The organism is Amnibacterium sp. (assembly GCF_036559085.1).
Classification (GTDB): domain Bacteria; phylum Actinomycetota; class Actinomycetes; order Actinomycetales; family Microbacteriaceae; genus Amnibacterium.
On the sequence record NZ_DATBTU010000070.1, the window covers coordinates 49,295 to 61,624 of the forward strand.

At 73.8% G+C, this 12,330-nt stretch carries 11 protein-coding genes; 2 read left to right on the top strand and 9 right to left on the bottom strand.

Annotated elements, in window-relative coordinates; all coding sequences use genetic code 11:
- Nucleotides 1–6: 6 nt before the first annotated feature.
- The 3 genes from VIG76_RS12785 to VIG76_RS12795 form a co-directional block, all read right to left on the bottom strand.
- Nucleotides 7–1,398, bottom strand: coding sequence for a serine/threonine-protein kinase (locus VIG76_RS12785; RefSeq protein ID WP_331954740.1), 1,392 nt, complete (start codon nt 1,396–1,398; stop codon nt 7–9).
- Between the two features lie 234 nt (nt 1,399–1,632).
- On the bottom strand, nt 1,633–3,585 hold the full coding sequence (locus VIG76_RS12790) for an FUSC family protein (RefSeq protein ID WP_331954742.1): 1,953 nt from the start codon (nt 3,583–3,585) through the stop codon (nt 1,633–1,635).
- Between the two features lie 79 nt (nt 3,586–3,664).
- Complete coding sequence (locus VIG76_RS12795; protein ID WP_331954744.1) at nt 3,665–4,636, bottom strand: NYN domain-containing protein; 972 nt, start codon at nt 4,634–4,636, stop codon at nt 3,665–3,667.
- A gap of 187 nt (nt 4,637–4,823) precedes the next feature.
- Between VIG76_RS12795 and VIG76_RS12800 the strand changes: the two genes are divergently transcribed.
- On the top strand, nt 4,824–6,341 hold the full coding sequence (locus VIG76_RS12800) for an MFS transporter (protein WP_331954746.1): 1,518 nt from the start codon (nt 4,824–4,826) through the stop codon (nt 6,339–6,341).
- Between the two features lies 1 nt (nt 6,342).
- On the opposite strand, the gene VIG76_RS12805 is transcribed toward VIG76_RS12800, so the two are convergent.
- The 4 genes from VIG76_RS12805 to VIG76_RS12820 all read right to left on the bottom strand — a co-directional run bounded on the left by VIG76_RS12805 (nt 6,343) and on the right by VIG76_RS12820 (nt 10,008).
- A complete protein-coding gene (locus tag VIG76_RS12805) occupies nt 6,343–7,746 on the bottom strand; it encodes a sugar porter family MFS transporter (protein ID WP_331954748.1) in 1,404 nt (467 codons plus the stop codon).
- 108 nt (nt 7,747–7,854) lie between these two features.
- Nucleotides 7,855–8,478 carry a molybdenum cofactor guanylyltransferase gene (gene mobA, locus VIG76_RS12810; protein ID WP_331954750.1) on the bottom strand — a complete coding sequence of 208 codons (624 nt, stop codon included), beginning with the start codon at nt 8,476–8,478 and terminating at the stop codon, nt 7,855–7,857.
- 142 nt (nt 8,479–8,620) lie between these two features.
- A complete protein-coding gene (mobA, locus tag VIG76_RS12815; protein ID WP_331954752.1) occupies nt 8,621–9,223 on the bottom strand; it encodes a molybdenum cofactor guanylyltransferase in 603 nt (200 codons plus the stop codon).
- Nucleotides 9,220–10,008, bottom strand: coding sequence for a glycoside hydrolase family 25 domain-containing protein (locus VIG76_RS12820; protein WP_331954754.1), 789 nt, complete (start codon nt 10,006–10,008; stop codon nt 9,220–9,222). Before VIG76_RS12820 ends, mobA (VIG76_RS12815) begins: the two co-directional genes overlap by 4 nt.
- A gap of 161 nt (nt 10,009–10,169) precedes the next feature.
- Here VIG76_RS12820 and VIG76_RS12825 point away from each other — a divergent pair, with 161 nt between their 5' ends.
- Nucleotides 10,170–11,720 (top strand): APC family permease, encoded by a 1,551-nt coding sequence (locus VIG76_RS12825; RefSeq protein ID WP_331954756.1) that lies wholly within the window; start codon nt 10,170–10,172, stop codon nt 11,718–11,720.
- Nucleotides 11,721–11,753: 33 nt separating this feature from the next.
- Here the strand turns inward: VIG76_RS12825 and VIG76_RS12830 are convergent, their stop codons facing one another.
- Together VIG76_RS12830 and VIG76_RS12835 are read right to left on the bottom strand one after the other, a co-directional pair.
- Entirely contained in the window at nt 11,754–12,011 is a 258-nt protein-coding gene (locus VIG76_RS12830) for a DUF6458 family protein (protein ID WP_331954758.1), read from the bottom strand.
- A 78-nt stretch (nt 12,012–12,089) separates the two neighbouring features.
- On the bottom strand, nt 12,090–12,251 hold the full coding sequence (locus tag VIG76_RS12835; RefSeq protein ID WP_331954760.1) for a hypothetical protein: 162 nt from the start codon (nt 12,249–12,251) through the stop codon (nt 12,090–12,092).
- Nucleotides 12,252–12,330: the final 79 nt, after the last annotated feature.

Consider the following 12,330-nt stretch of genomic DNA (forward strand, 5'->3'; position numbering starts at 1 on the left):
CCGGGCCTAGTTCTTGCCGTGTCCGCCGCCGCCACCGTGTCCGCCGCCCTTACCGTGGCCTCCGCCGTGCCCGCCGCCCTTGCCGTGCCCGCCCTTGCCGTGCGGGTGCTGCGCACCGGCCCCATGCTCCGCCTTCGCCGCGTGGTGCGGCTTCGCGTGGTGCGGGCCGTGGTGCTTCGGCGCGGCCCTGGGGGCCGGGGCGGCATGGTGCGGCGCGGACGTCGGGTGGGTGACGCGCGAGGTGTGCGGCGCGGGGGCCGGCGCGCTCGGCGCATGCGTGCTGATGCTGACGGCCGCCACCGCGCGCAGCGCCGAAGGCGCGGGACCGGGCGTCGTGGAGGGCGTGATCGTCGGATGCGGGAGCGGAACGGCCCGCACTCCCGACGGCGCCTTCACGTCTGCGGCGACCGGCGCGGAGGTGAGCGCTCCGCCGTCGGCGAGCAGGGCCACGCCGGTGCCGAGCACGAGCGCCACGGCGGCCGCAGCGGCGGCGAGGCGCGCCGGAGCGGGTGGCCGGGCGGGCGGCGCCGACGCGATCACGGCCATCCGGCCGGTCGCATCCGCCTCTCCGGTCATGGCGCCGGCGAGGGATCGGAGGCGCGTGGCGACCTCGGCGGCGGCGGGGCGCTGGGCCGGGTCGAGCGCGGTCATCGCGGCGAGCAGCGAGGCGAGCGCGGGGGAGGCGTCCGCGGGGAGGCGAGGGGGCCGGTTCAGCCGGGCGACGGCGGACTCGGCGAGGCCGCCGGGGAACGCGCGGGTGCCGGTGAGCGCCTCGAGCAGCACGAGGCCGAGCGAGTAGACGTCGCTCGCGGTACCGACGCCGTCGCCGCGCACCTGCTCGGGGCTGAGGTACGCGGCGGTGCCGAGGATCGCGTCGGTCGCGGTGAGGCGGGTGCCGTCGAGCGCGGCCACGATCCCGAAGTCGGTGAGCTTCGCCGCGACGGGTCCGGGGCGGTCGACCACGAGGATGTTCCCGGGCTTCACGTCGCGGTGCACGAGGCGCCGGCCGTGCAGCGCCGCGAGCGCGTCGGCGACGTCCGCCGCGATCTCGCGCACCGCATCGGCGGGCAGGGGGCCGTCGGCGAGCAGCGCACCGAGGTCGCCGCCCTCGACCAGCTCGAGCACGAGGTAGGGCTGATCGCCCTCCGCGCCGCCGCTGCCCAGCACTTCGACGATCGCGGGATGCGTGAGCCCCTGGCAGGCGGCCGTCTCGCGGGCGGCGCGCTCGGGGTCGAGGCCCGCGGCGATCCCGTCACGGAAGAGCTTGACCGCCACCTCCGAGCCGGTGTCGAGGTCGGTGGCGCGCCAGACGTCCGCCATGCCGCCACGGCCGAGGAGGTCGCCGATGCGGTATCGGTCGTCGAACGTCGTCCCCGCCGGGAACCGAGCCGCGGGCATGCGGACCACCTTCCGTCCCAGGCGCCGCGCCGGCGGGTGCACCGGGCGCGCAAGGGACGCCCCGATTCAATCGGGGTGCCGCCGCACGTGGACTGGACGCCACCTGATGATCGGTCGGGAATGCGGGCGTGCGGCTCACCCGATCCGGGCCAGCCGGGCGACGGGTCACTTCGGGCAGAACGGGCGTCCGATGACGCCCGCATCCGCCCGAAACCGCCCCGAGCAGGCGGGCTGTCAGGGCGCGAGGCCGGTGATGAGGCGGCGGACGCCGGCGACGGCCGACTCCGCCGGGCCCAGGATCCCCGTCTCGGGCAGCGGCGACTCGCCGGGCGCACGATGCTCGCGGACCGCGGCGGCGAGGTCACGGAGGCCGGTGACGACGGGCTCGGCGACCCCGTCCAGCTGCTCGTCGCTGACCCGCCGATCGAGGATCGACGCGTCCCGGACGTCGTCGGCGATCCGCTCCAGCTGCGTGACCATCGGGTACCACGCGGATGCGGCCCGGGCCCGCGGGGTGGGTTCGGCGAGCGCGCTCTGCAGCTCCGACCGGACGTCGGCGAGGGCGCTGTAGGCGTGGCGCCGGGCCGGCGCGACGACGGGCGGGGGATCGGTGAGCGCGACGGCCGCGTAGTCGGCGAGCCCGTCGAGCGCCGCGGCCGCCTTGCCCTCGATGTCGAGCCGCCAGGTCTCCGGCCAGGGCAGGTACCCGACGAGCAGCACGACGACGGCGCCGAGCACCGTGTCGAGCAGGCGCCCGAGCGCGGCACCCGCGGTGGGCGCGCCGCCGAACTCGACGAGCAGCAGCACCAGCGGCGTGAGGAAGGTCGACAGCATCCCGAAGTTACGGCTCGCGCCGAACGGGAACAGCAGCGCGAAGAGCGCCACCGGGATCAGCAGGAGCGGTCCGCGCGGCACGACGAGCAGCACGCCGGCGCCGATCAGCACGCCCAGCAGGGTGCCGAGGGTGCGCTGCAGGCCGCGCGCGAACACGGAGCCGAAGTCGGGCTTCAGCACGACCGCAGTGGTGAGCAGCAGCCAGTAGGGGCGGTCGAGCGGCAGCAGCAGCGTCACGAGCTCGGCCGCCGCGAGCGTGAGGCCGAGGCGTGCCGCGAAGAGCCAGGTCCGGCGACCGGTGAGGGCCTCGGCCAGGTCGTCGCGGAGGCGCTTGCGGGCGGAGCCCGGGATGCGGGCGTCGCCCTCGCCGCCGGCCTTCTCCAGCTGCTCCATCGCTTTGGCGAGGGCGCTGCCGGTGCGCCCCGTCCGGGCGGGCGGGGCGGCGTGCAGGCGACGGCGCCGACGCCGACGTGCCACGCGGTCCCGCAGAGCCCGGATCTCGGGGATCGCCGCAGCGACCTCCCCGGCGTCGCCCCGCGCCGCATCCGCCGCGACGGCGGCGAGCTGCGTCACGGCGGCGAGCACACCGGTGAGCCGTCTCAGGTCCCGCCGGCGACCCGGCGCTCTCGCGCGCGCCGACGCGATGACGTCGTAGGCGTTGCCCACCGCGATCGAGATGCGCCGCCGAGCCGTCCGCACCTCGTCCGCGTCGCGCGATCCCTCCGCGCTGAGCATGGTCAGCAGCGCGATGAGCTCGGAGAGCACCGCAGCCACGGCGAGCGGCGGCCGGTCCTCGACGGGCACGACGAGCGTCTGCACGAACGACAGCAGCATCGACCAGGCGGCACCGGCGACGATCCCGGCGACGAGGACCGCCAGCGGCGCGGCGTGGGCGGGCCCCGCGGCGATGGCGAGGTAGACGAGCAACTGCAGCCCACCGAAGGAGAACTCCGCGCTGATCCCCGACAGCAGCGCCGAGAGCACGCCGAACGCGGCGGCGACCGGCACGGCGGTGAGGCTGTCGGTGAGCAGCAGTCGCCCAGCGAGCAGGCCGACGAGGGCGCAGCCGAGCCCGATCAGGGCGCGCCGGAAGCGCCGGCCGAACGGCCCGCCCGCGTCGCCGAACGCGCCGAGCAGGGCGCCCATCGCCGCGAAGGACCCGATCCCGCCCTGGCCGGCGAGCATCCCGGCGGCCAGCGGCACCGTGACCGACACCGCCACGCGCACCATGTCGGGCCAGGGCACCGGCGCCTGCTTGGGCGCGACCACGCGCACCAGCCAGTCGGGCGCGAGCGGCTCGAACCGGTGCACCGTCGCGTCGAGCAGGCGCGGAGCCAGGTCCCGTCTCGCCATCCGCGCCTCCCGTCCGGCCCGCTGGAGCGATCCGACGCTAGGAGCGGCGGGTGAGGAGGCGCTGGACGGATCCGCGGGGTCAGCCGCGGCGCTCGGGGTCCGCCAGGCGCACGAGGCGGGCGGTGCTGCTCTCGTCGAGCTCGACGAGGTCGCCGCGGGAGCGCAGGAAGTCGGAGAACGAGCGGAACCCGAGCGCGCGCTCGGAGAAGGACGGATCCATCCGCTTCATCTGCGTCTTCACCGCCGAGTTGTGCAGCCAGTCGGCGTCGTCCTTCTCCTGGCCGAGCCGCAGGGCCCGCTGCAGCAGGTCGGTCGCGGCACCCTGCGGGTCCTCGTCGATGTCGTCGTCGTCGTTCTGCTCGGCCGACTCGGGGGACTCCGGCAGCGTCTCGTCGGCCGAGGGCGTGCGCTTGCTCGAGCGGCGGCCGGAGCGGCGCCCGCGGCGCTGGTCGCCCCCGCCCTCCTCCGACGGCGCGGGCACGGGGACGCCCGGCAGGGCGTCGTAGGTGACGAGCTCGTCGCACGCGGCGCCGAGCGAGCGGCTCGTGGAGCCGGCGACCCCGATGCCCACCACGTAGCGGCCGAGCCGCTTGCAGCGCTGCGCGAGTGCGATGTAGTCGGAGTCACCGGCGACGATCACGACGTGGGTGAGGTCGGGCAGCCGGAACATGTCCTCCACCGCGTCGACCGCGAGGCGGATGTCCGCGCCGTTCTTCGCGTAGGCGGCCGCCGGGAACAGCTGCACGAGGTCGACGGCGCGACCCACGAGCTGGTCCCTGTACGCCGCGTTGACGGCCGCGGACCAGTCCGCGTAGGCGCGGGTGAGCACGAGCGTGCCGAACGACGAGGCGAAGTCGATGATCGCGCCGAGGTCGACGGTGGCCTGCTGGAGCCGCTGGTCGAACTCGGCCTCGGCGGCGCCCCCGGTGTCCGCGGCCCTCGCCCGGTCCCGGTGATAGCTGTTGCGTCCGTGCACCTGGTCGTAGCGCCCGATGACGATGTTGTCGAAGTCGATGTAGACGGCGACGCGTGCGGCGGCCGGTTCGGCCATGGGAGCTCCTGAGGCAGCGGGCGGATGGGACGGGACCAGTCTGCCGGAGCACCGGCGACGTCCCCGGACGCTGAACGCCCGCCGAGAACCGGGGAGGGTGGGAATACCGCGCCGGACGGCACGGGTTCGCCGTCGCTGGGACCTGCCACCGGGCCGGCCCGGAGCCACCGTCCCGAAAGGCCCTGCCGTGAGCGATGTCCCCACCGGTGCGATCACGATCGAACCCGCCCGCGCCTGGCGCGCCCTCGCGGTGCTGCTCGTGGGCATCTCGATGTCGCTGCTCGACGCGACGATCGTCAACGTCGCGCTGCCCACCATCCGGACGAGCCTGAACGCGTCGGAGTCGACGCTCTCGTGGGTGATCTCGGGCTACTCGCTCGCCTTCGGGCTCGCCCTCATCCCGGCCGGCCGCATCGGCGACCGGTTGGGCCACAAGTGGGTGTTCTTCAGCGGGCTCGCGCTCTTCACCGCCGCGAGCGTCGCCTGCGGCCTCGCGCAGAACGACATGCAGCTGATCGTCGCCCGCGTCGTGCAGGGGCTCGCCGGCGGCATCTACCTGCCCGCGGTGACCGCCTACATCCAGATCCTCTTCACCGGCCGGGTGCGCGGCAGGGCGTTCGCCATCCTCGGCGCCGTGATCGGCGTCGCCTCAGCCCTCGGCCCGCTCGTCGGCGGGCTCCTCATCCAGGCCTTCGGCGAGGAGAACGGCTGGCGCCTGGTGTTCGCGGTGAACCTGCCGATCGGCATCGTGGCGCTGATCGCGACGGTGTTCCTCGTGCCGAACAACGTGGGGGAGCGGGACACCCGCGGCGGCGTCGACCTCGTCGGGCTCCTGCTCGTCGCCGCGGGCCTCACCGCGATCCTCGTGCCGCTGATCGAGGGCCAGGACCAGGGCTGGCCGGCCTGGACGTTCGTCTCGCTCGCCGCCGGCGTCGTGCTCATCGTGCTGTTCGGGCTCTGGGAGATCCGCACCGCGAAGCGCGGCAGGTCCGTGCTCGTGCCGCCGCACCTCTACAGCCACCTCGCGTTCACCGCCGGCACGGTGCTCGCGCTCGTCTACTTCGCCGCGTTCGTCAGCATCTTCTTCTCGATCTCGCTGCTCTGGCAGGCGGGCCTCGGGCACACCGCGCTCGAGTCCGGGCTCGTCTCCATCCCGTTCGCGATCGGCAGCATCATCGGCGCCTCCCAGAGCGGCCGGCTGGCCGCCTCGATCGGTCGCCGGGTGCTCGTGATCGGCGCGGGCCTCGTCGCCCTCGGCCTGATCGCGGTCTGGCTCGTGCTGCTCCTCGTGCCGACGCCCGACCTCACGAACTGGGAGCTGCTCGGGCCCCTGCTCGTCGCCGGCCTCGGCAGCGGGCTCTTCATCGCCCCGAACGCGCAGTTCATCGTCGCCACCGTCGACCCGTCGGAGGCGGGCGCGGCGAGCGGCGTCATCTCGACGATGCAGCGGATCGGCTCGGCGATCGGCATCGCCGTGATCGGCTCGATCTTCTTCGGCACCCTGCACATCCCGACCGGGCACAGGCCCACGCCGGACGAGCTGGCGAACGCCTTCGGCACCGCGGCCGCGTCGGCGCTCGGGATGAGCGCGGTGTTCGCCGTCGTCGCGTTCCTGCTCGTCTTCACCCTGCCGAAGAGCGTGTCGATGCGCGGCGCCGGGCGCGCGCAGGCGCCGGAGCGGGAGCCGGAGCGGTCGCCCGCCTGAGTCAGGCGGACTGGCGGGCCTCCTGCCGCTCGCCGCGGTCGCCGGTGAGCTCCTCCTGGATGTCCTCGAGGCTGCGGTTCGCCGTCTCCGGCACCTTCCGGGCGAAGAACAGGAAGGCGACGACCCCGATCCCGGTGTAGAGGAAGAACGTCCCCTGCTGGGTGATCGCGTGCGTGACGGTCAGGAACGTGCCCGCGACGACGAAGTTCGCGAGCCAGTTCACGACCGTCGAGACGGACATGGCCTTGCTCTTGATCCCGATCGGGAAGATCTCCGAGATCATCAGCCAGAACACCGGCCCGAGCCCGATCGCGAAGCTCGCCATGAACAGCAGCAGGGCGACCAGCGCCAGCCAGGGCGCGCCGTGCTGGACGGCGGGGACCAGGAAGTAGAGCCCGAGCAGGGCGAGCGCGACCGTCAGGCCCGCGGTGCCGGTGAGCAGGAGCGGGCGCCGGCCGACGCGGTCGACCAGCAGCACGGCGAGCACCGTGAAGACCACGTTCGTGACGCCGACGAACACCGTCTGCGCCACCGAGCCGTTGTTCGTCAGCCCGGTGCTCTTCAGGATGGTCGGCGCGTAGTAGATGACGGTGTTCACGCCGACGAGCTGCTGGAAGGCGGCGAGCGCCACGCCGATCAGCAGCAGCGGCCGGACCGTGCGCGACAGCAGGTCGCGCAGCCGCGTGTTCTTCTCCTGCTTGCTGACGTCCTCGATCTCCTGCAGCTCGCCGTCGACGTCCGCGTCGTCGTCGTTGCTGCGCAGGCGCTCGAGCACGCCCCTGGCCTCGTCGTTCCGGCCGCGCTGAACCAGCCAGCGGGGCGTGTGCGGGACGGTCAGCATGCCGATCGCCAGCGCGAGGCCGGGGATCGCGGCGAGGCCGAGCATCCACCGCCAGGTGCCGGGCACGTTCTGGAACGCGAAGTCGACGAGGTAGGAGAGAAGGATGCCGGAGGTCACGGCGAGCTGGTTGAAGGACACGAGGCCGCCGCGGGCCTTCGGCGGGGCCACCTCGGAGATGTAGAGCGGCGACACGAAGGAGGCCGCCCCGACCGCGAGCCCGAGCAGGAACCGGAAGCCCATCAGCATCGGGACGGAGAACGACAGCGCGCAGCCGATGGCGCCGATCACGTAGACGGAGCCGGACACCACCTTCGTCCACTTCCGGCTGAACCGGTCGGCGGTCCAGCCGGAGATGATCGCCCCGAGCATCGCGCCGAGCAGCAGCACGGCGATGATCCACTCCTGCTCGGTGCTGTTCGCGTGCAGGTCCTTCTGGATGTAGAGGATCGCGCCCGAGACGACGCCGGTGTCGTAGCCGAAGAGCAGGCCGCCGATCGCCGCCACCGCGGACGCCCGCCAGAGCAGCCCGTTCCCGTTCGTCCGCATCTCCTGCACGAAGCCCATGCCGACCTCCCCGTCGAGCCGTCCGGATCCCGGACCGGGGAAGATCGTTGCACTCGCGCAAGGAAGTCGGCCGAGCCTCTGCTGGGCGTCACCCGACAGCCGTGACGGTCACCAGGTCTGGCGGAGACGCTCCTTCGGCAGCACCCGCTCGGGGTCGACGCCGTGCTCGATCAGCTCCACCTCGGTGTCGATGTCCGCGCACAGGTAGCCGAGCAGCTGCACCGGCCGCATGGCGAGCCTGGGGAGCAGCCCCTGCATCCGGCGCCCGAGCCGGCCGGCCTCGGCGAGCTCCGCGGCGAGCGCGTGGCGCAACGCCTCGGTCCGGTAGACCGCGAGCAGCGGATGCCGGTTGCCGCCGTAGTCCATGGCGACCCAGCCGTCGACGGGCGCCTGCGGCCGCACCTCCTTCATGAGCTCGGCGAGCGCGTCGTCCACCCTCGGCTGGTCGGCCGCGAGCACCGCGGTGAGCTGCTCCGGCGTGTCCGCCAGCGCCCGGAGGCCCGCGTCGACCGCGACCTGCGTGCCGCCGTAGCGGGGTTCCTCGAGCACCCGGGGCACGTCGCGGGCCCAGCGCCGCTCGGGGCCGACGATCACGCGCGCCGCGGCGCCCTCGGTCGCGGCGAGCGCCGCGTCGAGCAACCGCCGGCCGCGCACCTCGATGGCGCACTTGTCGATGCCGCCGAGGCGCACGGAGCGCCCGCCGGCGAGGATGATCGCGTTCCACTGCATCATGGCCGCCCACCTGCTTCCCATGTCGAGCGGTGGCCGCGCCCACGGCCTCCCCGCCGCTCCGTTGCGCCGGGTGAACCGCTCGCGACCATCGGAGCACGTGCTCCCGCCCCGGCGGAAGGGGGTTGCGCTGTGAATCCCGAGGTCAGCAGGTCCCCGGCCCGGCCCGATCGAGGCCGGCCCGGGCGGCGTCGGCAGGGGTGTCGACGTCGGCGGCGAGGCCGACGGCCAGCGGCACGCGGATGAGTCGCAGGCCCGCGAGCACCCGGCGCAGCGGCGCGCCCGCGCCGCTGCGCGGCACGCCGTCGACCGCGGCGGCGAGTGGTCCGCGCCGGTAGACCGCAAGGAGCGGCTGGTCCCGTCCGTCCGGATCCACCCCGATCCAGCCGTCCGCCGGCGCCGCCTCGTCGACCGCGGCGAGCACCGCGGGCAGCGCGCGCTCCACGGCCGGCAGGTCCGCGGCGAGCACGACGACCAGGGCCTCGCCCTCGCCGGGGACGCGCAGGGCGGCCGCGAGCGCAGCGACCGGGCCGCCGTACCGGGGGGATTCGGTGGCGCGGAGCACGCCCGGGGGCGCCGGCAGCTCCGGGCCGGCCACGAGGATGCGGCGGGACGCGTGCTCGACGCTGCGCAGCGCGCGGTCGAGCAGGGTGTCGCCGGCCGGCCCCAGCGCCGTCTTGTCGATGCCGCCGAGCCGTGTGGCCCGTCCGCCCGCGAGCACCACGGCGTCGTAAGCCGGCACCGTCACGGCCGGACGGGGCAGGCGAGGTCCAGGTCGACCGGGTCGAGCCCGTGCCACTGCGACAGCGCGACGCGGCCGCCGCCCGTGAGGGTCGCGTGCGTGCAGTTCTCGGCGGCGCCCTGCTCGGTGGTGGCGCCGGCGAGCCAGGTCGGCAGGGCCCACAGGGGGCTGGAGCCCGGCACCCGGCCGATGAGGGCCGCCCAGTCCTGTCGGTTCGCGTAGAGGCCGACGCGATCGCCGGCCGCCTGGAACGCGGCGGTCATGCCCTCGAGCACCGCGCGGTTCGCGGCGCGAGTGCCGGTCCAGGTGTTCGCGGCCTCGACGTCCAGCCACCAGCGGCGCCCGGTGCCGCTCGGGACGCGGTCGAGGTCGGCGGCGGCCAGGCTCCAGCCGTAGGCGTAGGCGCACGCCGGTCCCGGGCTCCCCGCGGCGCACGGGCCGTAGGGGTCCGCGCTGCCGAGCACGTCCGCCCGGGGCCAGCGGGCGGACGCCGTGCCCGGATCCGCGGTGTTGACGTAGAGCTCCGTGCTGCCGGCGCCCGCCGACGCGGCAGCCCAGGCGAGCTCCACCTCGAGGCAGCCGTTCGTCTCGGTCGCGACCCCGTCGTTCACACCGACGACGGCGAAGTCCGTCGCGTTCGGCAGCGCGAGCGGCTGCCCGGGGAAGACGGGGCACTGCGGGAACGACACGTCGGCACCGTGGACGGCCGGTGCGGGGGCAGCGCTCGGCCCGGCGAGCGCCGCGATCGCAGCACCCGCCGTCACCACGATCGCGAGGGCCCGCCCGAGCATCCGACCAGTCTGCAAGGCGGGCCGCCCCGCCGCGACCCGCCCCGCCGCGGCGCCCGCGATCGTCGGACGGCACCGCCGAAACATGGTTGTAACGGCGATGACATGCGCGGGGGGTGCCATCAGGGCCAGGATGACGCCGGGCACGACGAGAGGCGGACGACATGGCGGCGGTCACGGCGGTCGGGACGACCCCGGCGGATGCGGAGCGATCGAAGCTCCAGCGGCACTTCGGGCGCTTCGACATCCTCTTCTTCCTCATCTGCACGATCGTCGGCGTCGACACCATCGCCTCGGTCGCCTCGAGCGGCGGCGAGGCCTTCACCTGGATGCTGCTGCTCGCGGTCGTGTTCTTCGTGCCGCAGGCGATGCTCTTCGCCGAGCTGGGCACGGCGTTCCCGCAGGAGGGCGGCCCGTACATGTGGACGCGCCTCGCGTTCGGGCACCTCGCGGGCGCGATCAACAACTTCATGTACTGGGTGACGAACCCGGTGTGGCTCGGCGGGACGCTCGCGATCTCGGCCGTCGCCGCCCTGCAGGTGTTCTTCAACGACGGGAACCCGTTCCCGACGGTGTGGGTCTACGTGATCTCACTCGCCTTCATCTGGGTCGCGGTGCTCGCGGCGGTGCTCTCGTTCCACATCGGGAAATGGATCACCACCGCCGGCGCCTTCGCCCGGTTCCTGCTGCTCGGCCTGTTCACGATCTCCGTGGTCGTCTACGGCCTGGAGCACGGCGTGCACGGACTCGGCGCGGGCGACTTCGTGCCGACGGCCGGCGGCTTCGTCGCCCTGGTCGGCGTGCTGCTGTTCAACTACGTGGGCTTCGAGTTGCCGAACAGCGCAGGCGAGGAGATGAAGGACGCCGCGGGCGACGTGCCCTTCGCGATCCTCCGTTCGGCGATCTCGTCGTTCCTGCTCTACGCCGTGCCGATCCTCGGCATCCTGCTCGTGCTGCCGGTCTCGCAGGTGACGAACTTCGGCGGCCTGGTCGACGCCCTGAAGACGGTGTTCACCGTGTACGGCGGATCGGTCAGCCACGGGACCGCGACCCTCACGGGCTTCGGCGCGGTGCTCGGCGGCCTCGGTGCCATCCTGTTCGTGATCTGCGTGCTCACGTCGGGGGTCACCTGGATCATGGGCTCGGACCGCGCGCTCGCGGTGTCCGGCTACGACGGCGCCGCCCCCCGCTTCCTCGGCGTGCTGAACGCCCGGCTCGGCACCCCGGTGCGGGTGAACATCTTCAGCGGCATCGTCTCCACGCTGGTGCTCGTGCTCGCGCAGCTGATCACGCAGGGCGACGCGGCGAAGTTCTTCGGCGCGGTGCTCGGCGTCACGATCTCGACGACGCTGATCAGCTATCTGCTGATCTTCCCGTCGCTCTGGAGGCTGCGGTCGAAGTCGCCCGAGGTGCCGAGGCCGTACCGGATGCCGTGGCACCGGTTCCTCACGATCGTCCTGATGGTGCTGCTCGCCTTCACGGTCGTGCAGCTCGTCGCCCCCGGCGCACCGTTCGACTGGTTCGGATCGGATGTGCGCCCGGCCGGCTGGAAGGCCTCGGAGTCGTGGCTCTACCTCGCGACCGAGTTCCTGCCGCTCGTGGTCTTCATCGGTGTCGGGGTGCTGTTCTGGCGCCTCGGCAAGCCGACCCGCATCGCGAACGCGGCGGCCGGCGGGACCCCGGCCCGGTCGGAGCGCGAGCCCGCCCTCGACTGAGGAGCGGGCTCGCGCGCTGCCGCGGGGGGCGGTCTAGAGGACCGGGCCGTCGCTGTCGGCGGTCTGCCGGGTCACGCGCTCACCGGAGGCGGCGTCGACGCCCGTGCGGGACGTCGTCACCGTGCGGCGGCCGCGGAGGGCGAGGACCAGCCCCACGACGAACACGACCGCGCCGGCCACCATCAGGATGTAGCCGACGGTGGTGAGGCTGATGAAGCCGACCGAGACGTGCACGGCGAACGCGAGGATCGCGCCGATCACGAACAGGACTGCGCCGGTTCCGATACTCATGGATCTGTCTCCTTCGTCACAGGTGGTTCCGCACGACGATGTGCGGAAGCCCGCGTCCGGATGGACGCGGGCGGGGGGTCAGACGCGTCGGCCGGTGAGGGCTCGAACGATGAACAGGATGATCGCGATCACGAGCAGGATCCCGCCGATCCACAGCAGGAAGCTCAGGGCGTGGGCGACGCCGCCCGTGATGAGCAGCACGATGGCCACGACGGCGACGATGATGAGCAGGGCGTTCATTGGAGTCCTCGATCTCTGACTGGTGTTACATCCACCGACGAAACAGGAGGCTCCGCGGCACCGGCAGTTCTACTGCGCC

Coding starts and splice junctions, on each gene's coding strand:
- VIG76_RS12795 (WP_331954744.1), bottom strand. CDS start 4,636: ATGGCCGAACCGGCCGCCGCACGCGTCGCCGTCTACATCGACTTCGAC.
- VIG76_RS12830 (WP_331954758.1), bottom strand. CDS start 12,011: ATGAGTATCGGAACCGGCGCAGTCCTGTTCGTGATCGGCGCGATCCTC.
- VIG76_RS12785 (WP_331954740.1), bottom strand. CDS start 1,398: ATGCCCGCGGCTCGGTTCCCGGCGGGGACGACGTTCGACGACCGATAC.
- mobA (WP_331954750.1), bottom strand. CDS start 8,478: ATGATGCAGTGGAACGCGATCATCCTCGCCGGCGGGCGCTCCGTGCGC.
- VIG76_RS12825 (WP_331954756.1), top strand. CDS start 10,170: ATGGCGGCGGTCACGGCGGTCGGGACGACCCCGGCGGATGCGGAGCGA.
- VIG76_RS12835 (WP_331954760.1), bottom strand. CDS start 12,251: ATGAACGCCCTGCTCATCATCGTCGCCGTCGTGGCCATCGTGCTGCTC.
- VIG76_RS12820 (WP_331954754.1), bottom strand. CDS start 10,008: ATGCTCGGGCGGGCCCTCGCGATCGTGGTGACGGCGGGTGCTGCGATC.
- VIG76_RS12790 (WP_331954742.1), bottom strand. CDS start 3,585: ATGGCGAGACGGGACCTGGCTCCGCGCCTGCTCGACGCGACGGTGCAC.
- VIG76_RS12805 (WP_331954748.1), bottom strand. CDS start 7,746: ATGGGCTTCGTGCAGGAGATGCGGACGAACGGGAACGGGCTGCTCTGG.